The organism is Halegenticoccus soli, assembly GCF_002844195.1.
Lineage (GTDB): Archaea > Halobacteriota > Halobacteria > Halobacteriales > Haloferacaceae > Halegenticoccus > Halegenticoccus soli.
Genome location: NZ_PEND01000006.1, coordinates 93,565 through 111,622, shown reverse-complemented (window position 1 = coordinate 111,622; position 18,058 = coordinate 93,565). Strand labels below are relative to the sequence as shown.

Genomic DNA, 18,058 nt, shown 5'->3' with positions numbered 1-18,058 from the left:
CCCGACACGGGCGCGTGAGGATCCACGAGGGGCCGACCGCGGGCCCACCCTGTTTAAGAGGCGGGGCGAGGAACTGTCCGGCGTGACGGACGCGAAACGCGACAGGCGCCACGACAGGCTCTCCCGCCACCGAACCGACGGACCGCGGAACTCGCTGTGGTCGTGGACGGAGGCGAAATCCCCGCTCGTCGTCGCGCGGAACTACCTCTTCGTCAACGCGGCGCGGATCGCTCCGAGCCTCCGGCTCAAGAACCTGCTCCTCCGGCGCATCGGCGTGACGGTCGGTCGGGGGGTCTCGTGGGGGCTCGAATCGACGCCGGACGTGTTCTGGCCGGAACTCGTCACCGTCGAGGACGACGCCATCATCGGCTACGACGCGACGCTGCTCTGCCACGAGTTCCTCCAGGACGAGTACCGCACCGGGGAGGTCGTCGTCGGCGAGCGGGCGATGGTCGGCGCGGGCGCTGTCGTCCTGCCCGGCGTTCGGATCGGAGCGGGGGCCCAGGTCGCCGCGAACTCGCTCGTGACGGAGGACGTACCGCCGGGGGCGACCGTCGCGGGCGTGCCGGCCGTCGAAGTGACGCGCCGCGACGACGGGGCGGACCGCGCGGACGGGGGCGGCGCGTCCGACCGCCTGTAGCGTCACCCATCGGTAGACCGGACGACCGCCTATCGGTAGACCCGGACGATCGCCTACCGGCGGATCCGGACGATCCCGTCCTGAAACACCTTGTTGTTCGGGATGATGTACTCGTCGCCGTCGCTCTCGACGTGGGTGACGAACACGTCAATCTCTTGGACGACGCCGCGGCGCTGGCCCATCTTCACCTCGTCGCCGATGCCGTAGGGCTGGGTCAAGAGGAGGTACACGCCCGCGGCGCCCGACGAGAGCATGTCGCCGAAGGCGATCGCGCTGAGGACGACGATTCCCAGGGCGTACACGCCGAGCAGCACCACGAGCGCGAGGATCGCGACGCCGACCTGGCTCAGTGCGATGAGCACGAAGACGTAAAAGACGCTGTACTTCGCCAGCGCCGGGATGAATCCGACTTCGGGGAGCTTCACCCCGCGAAGCCGCTCCGCGACGAGCAGTTCGACCTTCTCGCCGACGACGACGCCGATGATGAGGATGAGAAGCGCGATGAAGACCTGCGGGATGAACTCGACCACCTGGCTCCAGAAAACCTCCGTGTACCGGATCTCGGCGATGGTAAGCGCGACGAGGATCGCGAGCACGACCACGAAGTACATGCTGAGCCGCGCGAGGATGGCGACGGTCGAGGTGCCGAGGTCGCGGGCCATCCGCTCGAAGGCGGTCCCCTCGATGGCCTCCGGGACGCCCGCCCGGCGGAGGAGTCGATTGTTCACGACGTTGACGACGTACCCGAGGAGGACGCCGAGCAGGAGGATGCCCAGCGCGAGCCACCACCGCGCCGGCACGGCGTCCAGGTAGGCTTCGATCTGCGCCATGTCAGTAGTCCTCCGGATCGATCTCCAGGATGAGTTTGCCGCCTTTGAACGCGCGGACGAGGCCGTCCGACTCGGAGAGCACGATCGCGGTCGCGTTCGTGTCGCGGGTGATCGCGCCGCCGGCCATGTGCCGCGCCCCGAGCCCCTTCGGGATGTCGACGCCCTCTGCCGAGGGTTCGAGGTAGCGGTACGCGGAGACGATCTTCCCGGAGTCGGAGACCACGAACGCGCCGTCGAGCCGCGAGAACTCCTTCAGCATCACGTTCACGATGGGGTCGCCGACGTGGACGTGCGACTTCTCGAACGGGTTGTACGACAGCGGCCGCGACTTGTTCATCACCTTGCCGGCGTCCCCGACGACGAACAGCGCCCCGACCGGCTTGCCCTTCTGGCCCTTCTTTCCGAGTTCGATCGCGACCTCGAACACGTCGCGGATGACGTTGGGGTCGGCCCGGGAGTTCGCGAACAGGTCGTAGATCCCGGACCGCATCGACTCGCTGACGCGAACTCGGACGACCGAGTCCGTGTCGCCGCCGAACACCGAGACGGCGCAGGCGACGACGTCGCCCTCCTCGAACAGGTCGTGCTCCATCGCGCCCTCGATCCCGAACCGGATCCGATCCCGGACGTTCTCGAACTCCAGCGGGAGCTCGACGAACGTCTCCGCCTCGACCGCGTTCTCCGGGGCGACGACGACCGGATCCTCGTCGGCATCCTCGAAGCGTTCGTAGTACGACCCGCTCGGAGAGAACAGGATCACGCCGTCGACATCGGCCACGAGGTCGTCGAGGAGCTCGGTCAGGGTCGCCATTGCGACGTAACACTCAGCCGGACGGAAAAAGGTTTGCGGGCCGTCATGCGATTGTCTTGCGCCCCCGGCCCCGACGTGTCTGAATACGCGAACGATCGGCGTTGAATCGAGAGCGGGTGAATCAGATCGGCCGGAAGTGAGCTATTTCCGATCATTCTCGTCCAGAACGCATCCGCCCGGCGATCAGGGCGTCTCGCGGCCCGCCGCGTGCGAGACGGGCGCTCGGGAGACGCGCACCGAACGGGAGACCTGCCGCGTTACCAGCGCACGCGAGTAACCTTTTTCACCGCGTGGATTAGTCTCAGGTATGACCCTCCGTCGTCGGTGTAACAAACGCGAGTTTCTGCGACTGTTCGGCGGCGTCGGTCTCCTTTCGGCAGCGGGCTGCGCCGCGGACGCCGACGCGTCAATCGCGGCGCCGAGAACCGCGTTGACCGACGAACCGATCCGCATCGGGATCGAGGGGATCGAACCGCAGAGCGCGCTGACCGTCCGCGCGACCGCGCGCTCGCGCAACGGAACCGACTGGGAGGCCCGCGCTCGCTACGACGTCAGTGACGACGGAACGGTGTCAGTTCCCGGGCAAGCCCCGGTCGACGGAACCTACGAGGGGGTCGATCCGATGGGGCTGTTCTGGTCGATGCGACCGGCCGACGCGGACCCGGACCGCCCGCTCCCTCCGGAGGTGCGCTTCGTTCCGGACGAGGCGGGGTACGACGTCGACCTCACCGCCGAGGTCGACGGTGAGACGGTGGCCGAGTCGACGACGACGCGCCGGCTGTACGATCCCGCGATCGAGCGGCGAACGGTCGACCACGACGGCATCGTCGGGGAGTTCTTCGCGCCGCCGGGCGACGAGCCCGCGCCGGCGGTCGTCCACCTCCACGGCGCGGGGGGGCGACCCCACGTGGCGACGGGAAAACTGTTAGCGTCCCGCGGGATCGCGACGCTGACGCTCCAGTACTTCGGCGATCCCGAGCCGATCCCGGACGCGCTGGTGGAAGTGCCGGTCGAATACGTCGAAACGGCGATGACGTGGCTTCGCGAACGGAGCCGAGTTGCCGGCCCGGACGTCGGTCTCTTCGGGTTCTCCAGAGGCGGTGAGCTGGCTCTGCTTCTGGGAAGCCGAAGCGGCGACGTCGGCGCGATCGTCGGGTGGGTTCCGAGCGGGATCGTCTGGGAGGGACTCGGCCCCGGACGGACGCCGGCGGGCACCTCCGCGTGGTCGATCGACGGCAACCCGGTCCCGTTCCTGGAGCTGGCAGACGCGGACCCGGGGACCCCGCCGACTCCGGGCCTCCCGTATTTCGAGCCGGCGCTCTCGGCCGCCGGCGACGACGAACTCGCGGCGGCGACGATCCCCGTCGAGGAGGCCGAAGCGCCGATCCTTCTGGTGTCGGCGACGGACGACCGGCGGTGGCCGTCGACGGCCCTGTCGGACCGGGTCGTCGACCGCCTGGACGCGCGCGGGTATCCGCACGGGTACAGACACGACAGCCACGACGGCGCGGGTCACTACGTCCGGTTCCCCTACCTCCCGACGGCGGGGACCGCGAAAGACGCGTACAACGTGTACGGCGGGAGTCGGGAAGCGAACGCTCGGGCGAACGCCGACGCGTGGTTCGAGACGCTGTCGTTCCTCGAAGGCGCGCTCGGCGGATGACCGACCGCGCCGACTGACGGGTTCGTTCTCGCCGTCGCTCACCGTCGTTCGCCGTCGAGGAGCTCCCGCTGGTCGCTTCGAACCGAGGCGGTTCGTCTCGGAGCGCGAGTCTTCTCGGGCGTCGCTCGCGTTCCCCGCGTCCCCGCGCCCGGTAGCGAGTCGACGAACCGCCGTCAGGTCGGATCCCGCGGGCTCAAACGTCTACGCCCACGCCCTCGGGAAGCACGTCGAGCCGTTCGAGGATCGCCAGGTAGTTCGGATAGAGCCACGCCTCGACGATCTTTCCGCCCTCGTACCGGTCGATCGCGGTTCCGGTCCAGGACAGCTCCTTCCCGGTCGGCTCGATCCCGAGAATCTCGCCCCGGTGGACGGCGCTGATGGAGAAGTGAACCACGAGCGTGTCGCCTTCGGCGATGAGGTCTTCGACGACGAACTCCTGATCGCCGAAGGCCGCGCCGAAGTTCGCGAAGAACTCCTTGTACCCTTCGCGGTCGGTCGCGTCCATGCCGAAGAACCCGTGGGTCACGACGCCCTCGCTCACGAGTTCGTCGATGACGTCCAGATTCCCCTCGTGGGTTTCGGCCATGAGCCGGCGGAAGCTCTCCTTGTGCCGTTCTGCGGTGGTTTCGTCGGCCGCGGTTTCGCTCATCTGACCCACCTCGGTCACTCCTCGTTCTCCCCCTCGGCGTGTCCTCCGACGGAGACGACCTCCGATCCGAAGGGCATCAGCGGTTCCTCGAACGTGGCCGTCAGCTCGTCGTTGGGGAAGAACCCGATGACTCGCGCGGGCTCCTCGCCGACGTTCCGCAGGCCGTGCGGGGCCATCTCGGGGACGATCGTACACTCGCCTTCCGACAGTTCGACCGTCTCGTCGCCGACGGACGCCTCGACCCTCCCGGCGGTCACGAGGAGGAGTTCCTCGTTGCTGTCTCGGTGCGTCGGCAGGTAGTTCCCGGGCTCGATTTCCATGCAGACGATCATCAGACCGTCGCCGGAGACGTCACCCGCGTTCGGCGTGCCCGGTGAGAGCGGGAAATACCCCCGGATGCGGGCGCGCTCGTCGCCCTCCTGCCAGACGTCGGTTCCGTCGAACCGGTAGAGCTCTACCGCCTGTGCGTTTTCGACTCGTTGTCGGGTTTCTGCTGTCACGATTTCTCCCTCCTTTCGCTCCGTTTCCGCTTCGGCGGACGTCCACGCGCGTCGTGTCGTCCCCCGGCGCTAGCCGGTACGGACCGCGGAGACGTGTAGGCATCTAGTGAAATTTTGCGGGGATCGAGATCGTTGCAGTCGGCGAAGAGAGTACGCCACTCGTAGCTGGACGCGACGCGCAAAGTCGAGGAGTACTCGTTCGCTCAGGGGGCGTCGGAGCCGTCCGAGCCGTTCCGCCGCGCGGCGACGAGCGGAATTTGAATCCGCTCACCGGCCGAAACCCGCATCACCGGCCCGGCTACGGATCGGTCCGCAACGGTAAAGATTGCCCGAACCGTGTCTATGGGTATCATGGCCCCCGCGCTGGAGGACATCCGGTTCCTTGCGGACTCGGAGCACCGGGTCAGCGCGCTCGAAGAGTTGATGGAGGAACCGCGGACGCAGGTCGACCTGCGGACTGCGACCGGGGCGTCGTCGGCGACGATCAGCCGCCTCTTGCGATCGTTCGGGGAGCGGGGGTGGATCGCGAGAGACGGGAACGACTACGCGTTGACCCCGCTCGGACGGTTCGTCGCGGAGGAGTTCGTACGGCTCTACGACCGAATGCGTTCCGCGGACCGGTTGCGCGGCGTGATCGAGTACCTCCCGATCGAGGAGTTCGACTTCGACCTCCGCCGCCTCGCGGACGCGCGGATCACGCGCCCGACGCAAGCCGACACGATCGCCCCGATCCGACGCGAGGTCGAGCTCATGACCGCGTGCACGGATCGGTTTCAGATGCTCGTGACCGCGGTCGATCGGCTGGCCACGCAGGAGGTCGCGGAGTTGGTCCGCAGGGTACCGGTCTTCGAGGGAATCTACACGCTCGACGCGATGAACGCGGTCAAAGCCGATCCGGCGATGCGGGAGGACCTCGACAGGTACATGCGGGCCGGCGGCGACCTGTACCTCTACGACGGCGACACGTCCATGGTGACGCTGGGACTCAACGACGGGACCGTCGGGTTCGAGCTGAACGACGGCCGCGGGTTCGTCCCGGCGTTCGTCGAAACCGACGACGAGGCCGTGGTATCGTGGGCGGAACGAACCTACGAGCGGTACAAGCGCGAAGCCGAACGCGTCGACGTCGACGCGTTCGCCGCGTGACCGTCGAACGCCGGGCACCGAGCGTCCAGCGTCGCCGACGCGTCGAAGCCCGCGGGATCGTTCGTCGAGCGCAACATCGACCGGGACCGGGCCTCACTCGATCCGATCCCTCGACGAGCGGATTCGGGGCAGTCGCCCGCACCCGCAACGCTGACAGACGCGGAGCGTGCTTCGGTTGCCCACCGCGCTCACTCCGCCGTCGCCCTCCGCCCGGCGTCCGCGATCGTGACGGTCGGCTCGGCGGAGTGTGCGAGCGTCACGAGCGCGGTGAGCATCGGCGAGCGAGCGGTTCGGAGAACCCGAGCGAAGCCGTTCACCGAGCGCCACCGGCGTTCGGGCCGACGAGCGAGCGGAACGAAGTGAAGCGAGCGAGGAGTGTCTTCGTGAGCGAAGCGATCGAAGGCTCGTCGGAGCGGTGTTCCGACGGCGCTTTTGGTCGAGCTTTTGCCGAGGGCTGCCGAAGGCAGCCCGCAGCGCAAAAGGTCGTAGTGCGTGGGACCGGATTTGAACCGGCGGACCCCTACGGGACAGCGTCCTAAGCGCTGCGCCGTTTCCTGGCTTGGCTACCCACGCGCACCACCCACTACAGCCAAGCCGAGTAAGAAACTGTCGTTAGCCCACGCCGTCGGCTGGACAGTTTATATGCGTTCGAGGCGAACGCGACACCCATGTATCGGGCCCGCGACCGGGTCGACAACGAGGAGTGGCTCACCCGGATCGACCGCGCGAGCGACCGCCTCGGGCTCGGCTCCGACGCGCGATCGAACGCGACCGACCTCTTCCTCTCGGACATCCCCGATTCGGACCGATCGAAGGCGGCCACGGCCGCCGCGAGCCTCTACGCCGGGGCGCTCATCGCCGGCGAGGAGCGCTCGCAGACGGCCGTCGCCGACGCGATGGGCGTGACCCGACTGAGCATCCAGTCGCGGTGGAAGGAGATCCTCGAAGACGCCGGGTTCCGGCCGCCGAGCTGGTGACTGGCTCCGAAAAGCGTCAGTCGGACGAGGACCGTCCCTCGCGCTCCGGGGTGAGGTTCCCGTGGCGGTCGATCTCGCCGCGGACGATCCGCGTCGAGGAGATGCGCTCGCCGTCCTCGGCGGGCACGTGCTCGACGACCTCGATCCGGAGGGGGTCGAGCCCGCGCTTCTCGCGGATCCGGTTGACCTCCTCGCCGCCGCGCTTCGTCTCGGGCGAGACGATGAGCACGTCGAACCCCGGCTCGGTCGCGATACCCGTCGGCTCCTCCAGCGTTCTGACCTCGAACTCCCGGTCGTGCGCCTCGGCGAGTTCTTCGAGTTCCGCCACGAGGTCGCGCTTTCGCTCCTCGTACGGGCGTACCTTCCGGTCGACGTGTCTCGTCTTCGGCGCGAGTTCGTCGGACGTGAGCCCGACCGTCACGTCGCCCAGTTCGAACGCCCGCTCGAAAAGCGCGCGGTGCCCGTCGTGTACGGGGTCGAAAGTCCCGCCCAGCGCGACGTTCATACCTCGCCGTCGGTGCGGCGTCACTTAAACCGGTCGGCTCGATACCCGCGAGGTACCGGCGGCGGCTTCTGCGGGGCCGGCGGGTCACCGACGGTCGATCATCGCCCCGGGCCGTCCCCGGTCGGATCGGCGTTCTCGTCGTCCTCCTCGGTGGCGTTCTCCTCGATCGCCTCGTCGTCCCCCTCGTCCGTGTCCTCGACGGTTATCGTCACCGGTTCGTCGGCGCTGTCGTCGCCGCCGAGCCGGCGGTCGAGGTTGAACACCGTGTTGAGTTCGCGCTGGATCTGCCCGACGACGCCGCGGACGAGTTCGCTCGGCGCGATCGCCTCGTACTCGAAGGGGTTGTTGCCCGCCCCGGCGTTCTCGCGCTTTCGCCGCGTCACGATCTCCTCGTCGTGCAGCTCCGCGAGCGCCTCCCGGACCGTGCTCGGATAGAGGCCCGTTCCGTCCGCGACCTCCTCGCTCGTGCTGTTCTCGTGCTTTCGCAGGTAGACGTAGATCCGCGCCCGCGTCTCCGTGTCGAGGAGCCAGGCGAGCAGGTCGACGACGCTCTGGTCGAACTCCTCGACCGCGCGGTCGGCACCCTCTTCGAGCCGCTTTCGGGCGGTCCGCTGCGTCTCGTCCTCTTCGAGGCCGGCGTCGGCCGCCTCCTCGTCGGGCGCGTCACCCCGCTGCGGATCGTCCGTCGGGTCGTCGGCAGGCATGTGTTCTGCGCGGGAGGTCAGAACCGCGCGCGGAAAAACGTTTGCTTGTCAGCGCGCCGACGGCGAAGATCCCGAACGCGGCGCGCCGATCGGGATCGAACGGATCAGCGTTCGACGAGGAGCGACTCGCAAAGCGCGTCGAGCCCGTCGGTTTCGAGGATCCGTCGCTGCCGCTCTGCGCCGCTCTCGCGGTCGAGCACCTCGCGGATGCCGGTCACGCCCAGCCGGTCGCACTCGCGTTCCACGACCTCGTCGAGATCGACCGTCCCCTCGCCGTCGCGGTCGACGAAGCTCGCCTCGCGGCCGTAGCGCATCGCCCGCCACTTGTTCTCGTCGAGGAGTTCGCGCCGGAGGTCGGTTCCGGCCCCGCCGTCCGCTCGCCGCGCCGAGGGCGCGACGCCGTCGACGTAGCGCTCGGCGAGGTCTAACACCAGGGCGTGGACGTACTCGACGAACGCGAGCACGACGTCCGGGTCGGCCTGCCCGTCGGGCGTTCGGATCTCGACGGTCCCGTGGCCGGTGTGCGGGCGAACGTCGTACCAGAGTTCGCCGCGGTCGTTTATCGAGCCGGTTTCGACCATCCGGCGTTCGAACCGCTGGTAGGACTCGAAGTCCTCGAACGCGGTCGGCATCCCGGTGTTGGGGAGCCCCTCGAAGATCTTGGCCCGGGCGGACGCGAGCCCGGTGTCGAACCCGTTCCAGAACGGGGAATTGGCCGAGAGCGCGAGCATCGGCGCGAGGTACCACCGGAGCTCGTTGGCGATCCAGACGGCCTTCTCCGCGTCGTCAACGCCGACGTGGACGTGCAGGCCGGCGGTCGTGTTCCGGTGCTGCGGGTACTGGATGCGGTCGAGCTGGGCGCGGTACCGCGGCTTCTGCGCGTGTTCGAGTTCGCGCCACTTGGCCGCCGGGTGGAGCCCCGCCCCGGCGATGCGGTACCCGTGTCGCTCGGCGTGTTCGACCAGCGCCTCGCGGACGGAGAGAACGGCCTCGCGGGCATCCTCCGGGCGCTCGATGAGCGGCGTCTGCGTCTCGATCGTGAATTCGAACAGTTCGTGGTCGATCCGCCCGGCGAGGGGTTCGGGGGGCTCGTCGCCGTACACGAGGTCGTCGATGCCCGAGGTCGGCCGGCCGGCGTCGTCCACGATGAAGAACTCCTCCTCGACGCCGAGCGTGCCCATCCTGGTGAACGACTCCCGCGAACCTAGCTCCATCGCGCCAGTGTTAGCGATGCCCTGTTATATAAGTCGTGGACCCGGATCGAGGCGATCCGCGGCTATTCCTCGTACGCCGAGTCGAAGAAGGCGACTTCGAGCCGGACGGCCCGCTCGAACAGCTCGGCGACGCGCTCCTGCCGACGCGGCGCGAGCGTCGGGCCGACCTCGTCGAGCTGTCCCCGGAGCCACGCCACGAACCCGTCGAACTCGGGGGTGTCGTGGAGTTCGATCCACTCGCGGAGGTAGAACGGGTCGTCCGGCGCGTCGACGGCCCCCGCCCAGGTTCGGTACGCCCACTCGACGGGAACGAACACGGCCAGCGTCTCGGCGTACCCTCCCTCGCGGGCCGCCGCGGCGAGCAGGTCGCGGAACGCGGCGGTCGTCTCGGTCGGTTCGGGCGTGCGGTACCGCTCCGGTGGGACGCCAAGCGCCTCGAACGAGCGCTCGAAGTAGTCGTTCTCCTCGTCGGTTACCGTGCCGAGGAATTCGGCCAGCCGCGCCTTCTCGGCCATCGACGGGGCCTGCCCGACCGCGTACCCGACGAGGCCCGCGAGCGACTCGACGAACAGGTAATCCTGGACCAAGTAGCGCGCGAACGCGGCGTCGTCGATCGTCCCGTCGGCGAGCTCCCGGACGAATCGGTGCTCCGTCGCCGCGGTCCAGTCCGGCTCCGACCGATCGCGGAGCCAGTCGGTGAAGCGGTCGGCGTCCGCGTCCGCGAATCGGGTGGCGACCGAATCCTCGGATCGATCGGCGTTCGGTTCCGGCGGGCGGTCGTCGGTCACAGCTCCCACCCCTCCCGCCGCCAAGCGGTGTCCCAGAACCGGTACTCGTAGCGCGCGGAGGTGACGAACAGCTCGCGGTACCGCTCGCGGTCGGCTTCGGTCGACGCCGCGGCCACCTCGTCCGTCAGCTCCAGGCACCACTCGGTGAGTTCCGTGAATTCCTCGCCGGCGTACATCCGGATCCAGTCGGCGTAGCGCTCGTCGTCGGGCAGCCCGTCGGCCGCGAGCCGCGTCCCCGTGTCGTTGAACCCCCACATGCACGGCAGGAGCGCGGCGACGAGGTCGCCAAAGGTCCCGGTCGAGGCCGTCCTGACGAGGAAGTCGGTGTACGCCCGCGTCGTCGGCGACGGCTCCGTCGCCTCCAGCTCTGCCTCGCCGATGTCGAACTCCGCCGCGTACGACCGGTGGAGGTCCATCTCGGTGTTGACCGTCCCCGAGAGCAGTTCGGCGAACGTCCCCATCCGGGAGAGCGTCGGCGCCTTCGCCGCGCCGAGCGCGAACACCCGGCTGTAGTCGACGAGGTAGACGTAGTCCTGTTTCACCCAGTAGCGGAACGGCTCCTCGTCCAGCGTCCCGTCGCCGATTCCCCGGACCATCGGGTGGTCGTAGATGGCGTCGAAGATCGGCTCCGCGTCGGCCGCCAGTTCGTCCGTGAACGCCATACCCGCACTACGCGGAGGGAGGGAAAGTAGTACCGGGTCGTACACTCGCGTTTTCGCACCGTCTGCCGCCGGCGTTCACTGCCGGATTCGTCGCTCGCTACCGCACCTGTCGGTGGGTTTCTGCGGACCTACGTACGCCGGCTACCGCACCCGGGCGACGACGCCGAGGTGGTCGTCGTGGAACGGCTCCAGCCGCTCGGTTTCGAGGATCTCGTACGCTTCGCTCAGCTCGGCCGTCACAGCGTCGAACACGTCCTCCGGATCCGCGGTCACGTCCTCGCTGCGCGCCTTGATCGCCGCGAGGAGCCGCCCGCCCTCCCGGAGGAACCGCGCGTTCCGGGTCGCGACCCGCGCCTGGCCGCGCGTGGCCACGTCCTGGACGACCGCGTCCAGCCCGGACTCGACGACGTGCGCGTACGTCTCGGGCCGCCGCGCGTCCTTCAGAAGCGGGAAGAGGTTCCCGCGGTCCTCGGCGACGCCGACGAGGTCCCGGACGGGGCGGGGCGCGAACTCGACGGCGTACGTCGGCCCGCAGAAGTCGGCGACGTGGCTGACGGTCGTGCCGCTCGCCGCGCCGAGGTAGAGCACGGCGTCGCCGCCCGAGAGGTCCGCGTCCATCCCGAGTTCGAGCATCGCGCCGAGCTTCGACCGGCCCGCGTCCCAGACGCGCCAGCCGCCCTCGGTCGGCTCGCCGTACACCGGCGGGCCGCGCGTGGCGAGCCGCTCGCGGCCGTCGAACTCGCGTCGCTCGACGCCCTCGGGGAGCGCCGGACTCATCGGCGCTCACCCGCATCCGCGTCGCACTCGCCGTGATCGGCATCCCCGTCACCGCGACCGGTATCCCCGTTACCGCGACCGTTGTCCCCCTCACCGTCGCCGCGGCTGACGTCCCTGTCGCTCCCCGCCGCGTCGGCGCGCGCCCGAATCGCCTCCATGCGCTCCCGCAGTTCCTCGTGGATCTCGGGTCGGAACTCGCCGCCGTAGCGGTCCACGCGGGCGGCGATCGTCAGCTTCCCGGCGAACGCGCGGGCCGCAGAGCCGCGGTCCTCGGGACGCGTTCCGCGGACGTACTCGTGGGTGAAGATCACCCCGTGCTTGGGCGAGGGGGCGCGACCGGCCAGGTGGGCGAACAGCGCGTCCTCCGCGCCGAGCACCTGGACGGTCCCGCTCGGCTTCTTCGCCAGCGCGTCGAGCCCCCCGGCGAGGGAGATCAGGCGGGCGGCGAGCACCGGGCCGGCCATCTCGCTGAGGTTCGGCGCGACCTCCGGGGCGCGACGCTCGATGAACGCCCGGAGGTCGTCGCGCTCGTCCGCGAGGTCGGCGACGCGGCGCGCGAGCGAGACGACGCGCTCCTCGACGGGGCCGTCGGGCTCGCCCTCGGCGAGGTCCCGCGCGTACGGGACGCCCGCGCCGGCGTCCGGGTACAGCGTGCCGGCCCACTCCGAGAGGCGCTCGGCGAGCTCGTTAGCGGTCCGCTCGGCGTCGTCCATGGCTCTGACGGCGTGAACGAGCTGTCTGTCGTCGGCCCGCTCGCGCTCCGCCGCGGCGGTCCGCGCGGCTTCGACGGTCGCCTCGCGGAGCGCCGCGTAGTACTCCTCCTCGTCGGCGGCGAAGCCGGCTTCGACGGCCCGGGCGGGCCAGTCGTCCGGCGCGTCCGCCGCCCCCTCCCGGATCCGTTCGGCGGCGGCGTCGACGTCGCCGGGGGCGACCCCGGCGAACCAGGCGTCGGTCGTCATGGCCGTCGGTTGCGCGCCCGGCGGGTTAAACGGCACCGTTCGGACCGCCGTCGACGGCGATCCGAAACGACGGGACGCGTCGCCGAACACAACACCATTCGACGTACAGCCCTGTCGTCGGACGGATGATAGCGCGTCCGACAGCGAGTTTTACGACTCTGGCGACGAGTCTGCGACTCCGACACCCACTCCGTGACACCGATACGCACATATGTCCGACCGACCGTGGTGCACCCATGACCCGACAGGACGAGGCGACGCCGGGCCAGTTCGGCGAGTTCGGGGGCCGGCACGTCCCCGAAGTCATGGAGGAACCGCTCGACCGGTTGACCGAGGCGTACGAGACCGTCGCGCGGACGCCCGAGTTCCGGGCCGAGTTCCGCGACGTCCTCGAATCGTACGCCGGGCGGCCGACGCCCCTGTTCCGCGCCGAGCGGCTGTCGGCCGAGTACGGCGCGGACGTCTACCTCAAGCGCGAGGACCTGCTTCACGGCGGCGCGCACAAGATCAACAACGCGGTCGGGCAGGCCCTCCTGGCGAAGAAGGCCGGGAAGTCGCGCCTCATCGCCGAGACGGGGGCGGGCCAGCACGGCACCGCGACGGCGATGGTCGGCGCGCTGTTCGACCTCGACACCGAGATCTACATGGGGAAGAAGGACGCCAACCGCCAGCGGATGAACGTCTTCCGGATGCGCCTCATGGGCGCGGAGGTGAACGAGGTGACCCGGGGCGGGGCGGGCCTCGCGGACGCCGTCGACGCCGCGCTGGAGGACTTCGCCGGGAACGTCGAGGAAACCCACTACCTCGTCGGCTCGGCGGTCGGTCCGGACCCGTTCCCGCGGATGGTCCGCGAGTTCCAGTCCGTCATCGGCGAGGAGGCGCGCGAGCAGATCCGCGAGGAGACCGGCGGGTTGCCCGACGCGGCCGTCGCCTGCGTCGGCGGCGGGTCGAACGCGATCGGCCTGTTCCACGCGTTCCGCGACGACGACGTGACGTTCTACGGCGCCGAGGGCGGCGGCGAGGGGGCGGACTCGAAGCGCCACGCGGCCCCGCTCGCGAAGGGGAGAGCGGACGTCATCCACGGGATGCGGACGCGCGTCATCGACGACGACGTGGAGGTCCACTCCGTCTCGGCCGGCCTCGACTACCCCGGCGTCGGACCGGAGCACGCCATGTTCCGCGCCGCCGGACGCTGCGAGTACCGCGGCGTCACCGACGAGGAGGCACTCGGCGCCTTCCGGACGCTGAGCGAGACGGAAGGGATCATCCCGGCGCTCGAGTCGAGCCACGCGGTCGCGCTGGCGAAGGAGATCGCCGACGAACACGACACGATCGTCGTGAACCTGAGCGGCCGCGGGGACAAGGACGTGGAGCAGGCGGCGGAGCTGTTCGGACTCGATCTCTGACTCCGTCGCTCGCGTCGCCCACGTGAGGCCGATACGCGCGGTCGACGGGAGCGAAGGCGGCGGCCGGTGTCGACCGACAGTGTCGACTGACGAACACCGCCACCGTCGACGGAGTAGTACACCCGTCGAAAGCCCCGAAATCAGCAGATACGGGGGTGATACCGTGAATATACAGGCAGAACCAGTATTCTACTACTACTCATACCTCCCGCTAGTCATGGGAGAAGTCGCCGTCGTCCACATGGACCTGATGTCGAAGGGTGGCGGGGAAGCGGTCTGTATGAACGTCCTGGAGGCGCTCCAGGACGACCACGACGTGACGCTGATCACGCTCACGGACCCGGACATCGGGGCGCTGAACGAGTACTTCAACACCGACGTGGACGACCTGACCGTCCGACGAGCCGGGTGGATCGCGCCGACGATCAACGAGGCGTTCGGGATACGGTACTACGTCCTACAGAACGCCCTGCTCGGGCGGTACGCGAGGCGGCACGCGGACGAGTACGACCTGCTCTTCAGCACGATAAACGAGCTCGGATTGGAGTCCGACTCGATCCAGTACATCCACTTCCCGTTCGACTGGACGGTGAGCCTGGACAACAGAGAGCACATCTTCCACCCGACCGTCGAGGAGGAGAGCTTCTACGAGCGGGTGTGCACCCGCATCGCGGGGGTGACGCGGAGCGACATCCGGACGAACACCCTCCTCGCGAACTCCGAGTGGACGGCGGACGTCGTCGAGGACGCGTACGGGACGAGGCCGCGGGTCCTCTACCCGCCGATCGACACCGACGAGTTCAGCAACCGACCCCTGGATGAGCGCGAGGACGGCCTCGTCACCGTCGGCCGGATCGAGCGGAGCAAGCGCATCGACGAGATGATCCGGATCGTCGACGGCGTGAGGGAGCGCGGGTACGACACGCACCTGCACGTCATCGGACCCACCGTCGACGAGGAGTACTACGCGGAGGTCGAGGCGCTCGCGGACGAGCGCGAGTACGTCTACCTCGAAGGCGAACTCCCCCGGTCGGAGCTCATCGAGCGGATCTGTACCCACAAGTACGGCATCCACGGCAAGGAGTACGAACACTTCGGGATGGCCGTCGCGGAACTCGCGGCCGGCGGCGCGATCCCGTTCGTGCCGTCGACGGGCGGCCAGCACGCCATCGTGCGCGACCGGGACGAACAGCTGTACGAGTCCCGATCGGACGCGATCGAAAAGATCGTTCGGGTGATCGACGATCCGGCGCTCCAGCGGAACCTCCGCATGAACGCGGCGGAGATCGAGCGGCGGTTCGGCCGAGAGCGGTTCAAAGCGGAGGTGACGGAGATCGTCGAGGACGCCCTCTCCCGCCCGAGCGAGCGGCTGTCGATGGAGTCGACGGGATCGACGGGGGCGACGAGGCGCGCCGCGCGAGCGACGACGCGGACCGACGACTGACGGGGTTCCGAACCGGCGGCCGGCGGCCGATCGGTTTCGAACCGACGACCGGCGGTCGATCGCCGGTGATCGATCGATCCCCTGGTGGCCGCTCGGTCGGTGGCCGCTCGGACGGTGGCCGGACCCCGACCGCGGATCCGTTCCTAGCCGGACGTCGATCGACCGGCGAGCGCCGACCCTCGCCGCCGTTCTCGCCGGTCGATCACCGTCCGGTACTCGTCGACGAGTTCGTCCGCCACCGCCTCCCACGAGTAGCGGTCGCGGGCGTACCGACGACACGCCGCCCCGGCGGCCGCCGTCCGATCCTCCGAGAGGTCGGCCCAGGCCGAGAGTCCAGCCGCCAGTTCGTCCGCGGCGGTCCCCTCGACGAGCGGATCCGCCGGCAGGTCGCCCGACTCCGCGAGCGGGCCGAGCACCTCGACCGTCCCGCCGACGGGGGTGCCGACGGCCGGCGTCCCCGACGCGAGCGCTTCGAGGGTCGCCAGACCGAACCCCTCCAGTTCGGTCGTCGGAAGGACGAAGACGTCGGCCGTCGCGTAGGCGCTCGGGAGATCCTCGTCCGGGACGTACCCGAGGAACGTCACGCGTCCACCGATTCCGTTCCGAGCGGCGCGCCGTTCGAGATCGTCGCGGAGCGGCCCGTCGCCCGCGACGTACAGGTGCGCGTCGGGGAACTCTTCGGCGATCCGCGCGAACGCGTCCAAAAGCGGACGGTGACCCATCCGCTCGCTGAGCCGGCGGACGGTCAGAAACGCCGTGCCGTCGGCGTCGATCCGGTCGTACCGGCCCGCGTCCGGCGAGAACCGCTCGACGTCGACGCCGCCGGGGACGACTGTCGTTTCGGTCGTCGGCCCGTACACCCGGTCGAGTTCCCCGCGCATGAACTCGCTGAGGGTCACGATGCGGTCCGCGTTCTCGACGACGCGCCGCTCGACGGCGGCCCGGAGCCGGACGTTCGCGCGGCGGCGAAGCGGGGACAGCGACGAGTCGTCGCGGGTTTTGATCGCGTACTCGGTCGGCCACGGGCTGTGGAACGTGCAGGTCCGGGGGATCGACCCGTCGGCGGCCAGGTCGACCAGAAACGAGGTGACCGGTCCCTGGAAACTGAGCAGGTCGATCGGTTCCGCGGCGGCGCGGGCGACGTAATGCGCGACGGTCCGGTACGCCGCCGGGAGCTGGGGGAGGATGTCGGTTGCGGACTCCCCGGCGATGGAAATGTCGTACCGGTACACGTCGATACCGCGGATCGTTTCGAAGCGGGGAACGTCCCCGCGCCGGCGAGTGATCACCGACGTTCGGTGCCCCCGGTCGACGAACCGGCGCGCGGTTTCGAAGACGTAGCGCCCCGTCCCGCCGGAGCCGGGGTCGGGGTAGAAGTCGTGAGCGGTGATGAGCACGTGCATGGTTGAGACGGTCGCGTCCGACGCGCGAAACGACGCGCCGGTTCCGCAAAACGAGTGCGCTTGCATATACCTGTCAAGTGCTTTTACCGTCACTCTCCGTGGCTGTAGACGAGGTGTCTACATGGCTCAATACGACTTCGACGGGAAAGTAGCGTTCGTAACCGGCGCCGCCCGCGGACAGGGGCGCTCGCACGCCGTGTCGTACGCCGAAAACGGCGCGGACGTCGTCGTCACGGACATCTGCGAGACGACCGAGGAATCGAAGTACGAGCTCTCGGGGGAGGAGGAGCTCGCAGAAACCGTCGACGCGGTCGAATCGCGGGGGCGAGACGCCCTCGCGGTGAAGATGGACGTCTCGAAGGAGGCCGAGGTCGAGTACGCCGTCGAGGAGGCGCTCTCGGAGTTCGGCCGGATCGACATCCTCGCGAACAACGCGGGCATCGCGCCGGTGTCCGGGCTCATGGACCTCGACGAGGCGACGTGGGACGCGACGCTCGACGTGAACCTGAAGGGGATGTGGCTGTGCGCCAAGCACGTCGGGCGCCACATGATCGAGCGCGGCGGGGGCGGCCGGATCGTCAACACGTCCTCCGTCGCGGGGATGGCCTCCTCGCCGGGGTTGGGTCACTATACCGCCGCGAAGCACGGCGTCATCGGGCTCACGAAGACGCTGGCGATGGAGCTCGCGCCGCACGACGTGACCGTGAACGCGGTGTGCCCGAGCGCCGTGGACACGGCGATGACGAGCGGCATCGTCGAGACCATCGACGACGACATCGCCGAGATCGCAGAGCAGTCGGGCCCCGACAACGTTCTCGGCGACATCATCCAGGCCGAGGACGTGAGCGCGGCGTTCATGTGGCTCTCCAGCGACGACGCGCGGTTCGTCACGGGAATCGCGCTCCCCGTCGCCGCGGGAGCCACCGCCGTCTGATTCCCGCGATCCCGGCGGGCGCGGCCCCACTCGGTCGACCGCCCAT

At 69.3% G+C, this 18,058-nt stretch carries 20 protein-coding genes and 1 tRNA gene; 7 read left to right on the top strand and 14 right to left on the bottom strand.

The features are described 5' to 3' along the window. Positions 1 to 82: 82 nt before the first annotated feature. Entirely contained in the window at positions 83 to 640 is a 558-nt protein-coding gene (locus CNO20_RS16745; protein ID WP_233204235.1) for an acyltransferase, read from the top strand. Positions 641 to 693: 53 nt separating this feature from the next. Here CNO20_RS16745 and CNO20_RS16740 read toward each other — a convergent pair whose 3' ends face one another. Continuing rightward, positions 694 to 1,470, bottom strand: a complete 777-nt coding sequence (locus CNO20_RS16740) for a mechanosensitive ion channel family protein (RefSeq protein WP_101297270.1) — start codon at positions 1,468 to 1,470, stop codon at positions 694 to 696. A 1-nt stretch (position 1,471) separates the two neighbouring features. Next, on the bottom strand, positions 1,472 to 2,281 hold the full coding sequence (gene dacZ / locus CNO20_RS16735) for a diadenylate cyclase (RefSeq protein WP_101297269.1): 810 nt from the start codon (positions 2,279 to 2,281) through the stop codon (positions 1,472 to 1,474). 307 nt (positions 2,282 to 2,588) lie between these two features. On the opposite strand from dacZ, the gene CNO20_RS16730 reads away from it, so the two are divergent. Beyond that, a complete protein-coding gene (locus CNO20_RS16730) occupies positions 2,589 to 3,944 on the top strand; it encodes an acyl-CoA thioesterase/bile acid-CoA:amino acid N-acyltransferase family protein (RefSeq protein ID WP_101297268.1) in 1,356 nt (451 codons plus the stop codon). A 193-nt stretch (positions 3,945 to 4,137) separates the two neighbouring features. Here the strand turns inward: CNO20_RS16730 and CNO20_RS16725 are convergent, their stop codons facing one another. After that, a complete protein-coding gene (locus tag CNO20_RS16725; protein WP_101297267.1) occupies positions 4,138 to 4,593 on the bottom strand; it encodes an ester cyclase in 456 nt (151 codons plus the stop codon). 14 nt (positions 4,594 to 4,607) lie between these two features. Continuing rightward, positions 4,608 to 5,093 carry a cupin domain-containing protein gene (locus tag CNO20_RS16720; RefSeq protein ID WP_101297266.1) on the bottom strand — a complete coding sequence of 162 codons (486 nt, stop codon included), beginning with the start codon at positions 5,091 to 5,093 and terminating at the stop codon, positions 4,608 to 4,610. Between the two features lie 351 nt (positions 5,094 to 5,444). Between CNO20_RS16720 and CNO20_RS16715 the strand changes: the two genes are divergently transcribed. After that, positions 5,445 to 6,239: a helix-turn-helix transcriptional regulator gene (locus tag CNO20_RS16715; protein ID WP_101297265.1), complete on the top strand. Its 795-nt coding sequence runs from the start codon at positions 5,445 to 5,447 to the stop codon at positions 6,237 to 6,239. A 188-nt stretch (positions 6,240 to 6,427) separates the two neighbouring features. On the opposite strand, the gene CNO20_RS24135 is transcribed toward CNO20_RS16715, so the two are convergent. Together CNO20_RS24135 and CNO20_RS16710 are read right to left on the bottom strand one after the other, a co-directional pair. Beyond that, positions 6,428 to 6,556 carry a hypothetical protein gene (locus CNO20_RS24135; RefSeq protein ID WP_269844153.1) on the bottom strand — a complete coding sequence of 43 codons (129 nt, stop codon included), beginning with the start codon at positions 6,554 to 6,556 and terminating at the stop codon, positions 6,428 to 6,430. Between the two features lie 172 nt (positions 6,557 to 6,728). Continuing rightward, positions 6,729 to 6,812: transfer RNA gene (locus tag CNO20_RS16710), tRNA-Leu, on the bottom strand. 95 nt (positions 6,813 to 6,907) lie between these two features. Here CNO20_RS16710 and CNO20_RS16705 point away from each other — a divergent pair. After that, entirely contained in the window at positions 6,908 to 7,216 is a 309-nt protein-coding gene (locus CNO20_RS16705) for a cyclin family protein (protein ID WP_101297264.1), read from the top strand. A 16-nt stretch (positions 7,217 to 7,232) separates the two neighbouring features. Here the strand turns inward: CNO20_RS16705 and CNO20_RS16700 are convergent, their stop codons facing one another. From CNO20_RS16700 to CNO20_RS16670, 7 genes are all read right to left on the bottom strand, one after another. Next, positions 7,233 to 7,721, bottom strand: a complete 489-nt coding sequence (locus tag CNO20_RS16700; protein WP_101297263.1) for a phosphopantetheine adenylyltransferase — start codon at positions 7,719 to 7,721, stop codon at positions 7,233 to 7,235. Positions 7,722 to 7,819: 98 nt separating this feature from the next. Next, positions 7,820 to 8,425, bottom strand: a complete 606-nt coding sequence (locus tag CNO20_RS16695; protein ID WP_101297262.1) for a winged helix-turn-helix domain-containing protein — start codon at positions 8,423 to 8,425, stop codon at positions 7,820 to 7,822. A gap of 104 nt (positions 8,426 to 8,529) precedes the next feature. Beyond that, positions 8,530 to 9,639 (bottom strand): glutamate--cysteine ligase, encoded by a 1,110-nt coding sequence (locus tag CNO20_RS16690; RefSeq protein WP_101297261.1) that lies wholly within the window; start codon positions 9,637 to 9,639, stop codon positions 8,530 to 8,532. A 62-nt stretch (positions 9,640 to 9,701) separates the two neighbouring features. Beyond that, positions 9,702 to 10,427 (bottom strand): TenA family protein, encoded by a 726-nt coding sequence (locus tag CNO20_RS16685; RefSeq protein ID WP_101297260.1) that lies wholly within the window; start codon positions 10,425 to 10,427, stop codon positions 9,702 to 9,704. Further along, complete coding sequence (gene tenA, locus CNO20_RS16680; RefSeq protein WP_101297259.1) at positions 10,424 to 11,089, bottom strand: thiaminase II; 666 nt, start codon at positions 11,087 to 11,089, stop codon at positions 10,424 to 10,426. Before tenA ends, CNO20_RS16685 begins: the two co-directional genes overlap by 4 nt. 141 nt (positions 11,090 to 11,230) lie before the next feature. After that, positions 11,231 to 11,866 (bottom strand): fibrillarin-like rRNA/tRNA 2'-O-methyltransferase, encoded by a 636-nt coding sequence (locus CNO20_RS16675; RefSeq protein WP_101297258.1) that lies wholly within the window; start codon positions 11,864 to 11,866, stop codon positions 11,231 to 11,233. After that, a complete protein-coding gene (locus CNO20_RS16670) occupies positions 11,863 to 12,825 on the bottom strand; it encodes an NOP5/NOP56 family protein (protein ID WP_101297257.1) in 963 nt (320 codons plus the stop codon). Before CNO20_RS16670 ends, CNO20_RS16675 begins: the two co-directional genes overlap by 4 nt. A 236-nt stretch (positions 12,826 to 13,061) precedes the next feature. Here CNO20_RS16670 and trpB point away from each other — a divergent pair, with 236 nt between their 5' ends. Then, positions 13,062 to 14,231 (top strand): tryptophan synthase subunit beta, encoded by a 1,170-nt coding sequence (gene trpB / locus CNO20_RS16665; RefSeq protein ID WP_101297256.1) that lies wholly within the window; start codon positions 13,062 to 13,064, stop codon positions 14,229 to 14,231. 217 nt (positions 14,232 to 14,448) lie between these two features. Then, on the top strand, positions 14,449 to 15,675 hold the full coding sequence (locus CNO20_RS16660; RefSeq protein WP_101297255.1) for a glycosyltransferase family 4 protein: 1,227 nt from the start codon (positions 14,449 to 14,451) through the stop codon (positions 15,673 to 15,675). A 143-nt stretch (positions 15,676 to 15,818) separates the two neighbouring features. Here the strand turns inward: CNO20_RS16660 and CNO20_RS16655 are convergent, their stop codons facing one another. After that, positions 15,819 to 17,078: a glycosyltransferase family 4 protein gene (locus tag CNO20_RS16655; protein ID WP_158237439.1), complete on the bottom strand. Its 1,260-nt coding sequence runs from the start codon at positions 17,076 to 17,078 to the stop codon at positions 15,819 to 15,821. A 121-nt stretch (positions 17,079 to 17,199) separates the two neighbouring features. Here CNO20_RS16655 and CNO20_RS16650 point away from each other — a divergent pair, with 121 nt between their 5' ends. After that, entirely contained in the window at positions 17,200 to 18,012 is an 813-nt protein-coding gene (locus CNO20_RS16650) for a mycofactocin-coupled SDR family oxidoreductase (protein ID WP_101297253.1), read from the top strand. Positions 18,013 to 18,058: the final 46 nt, after the last annotated feature.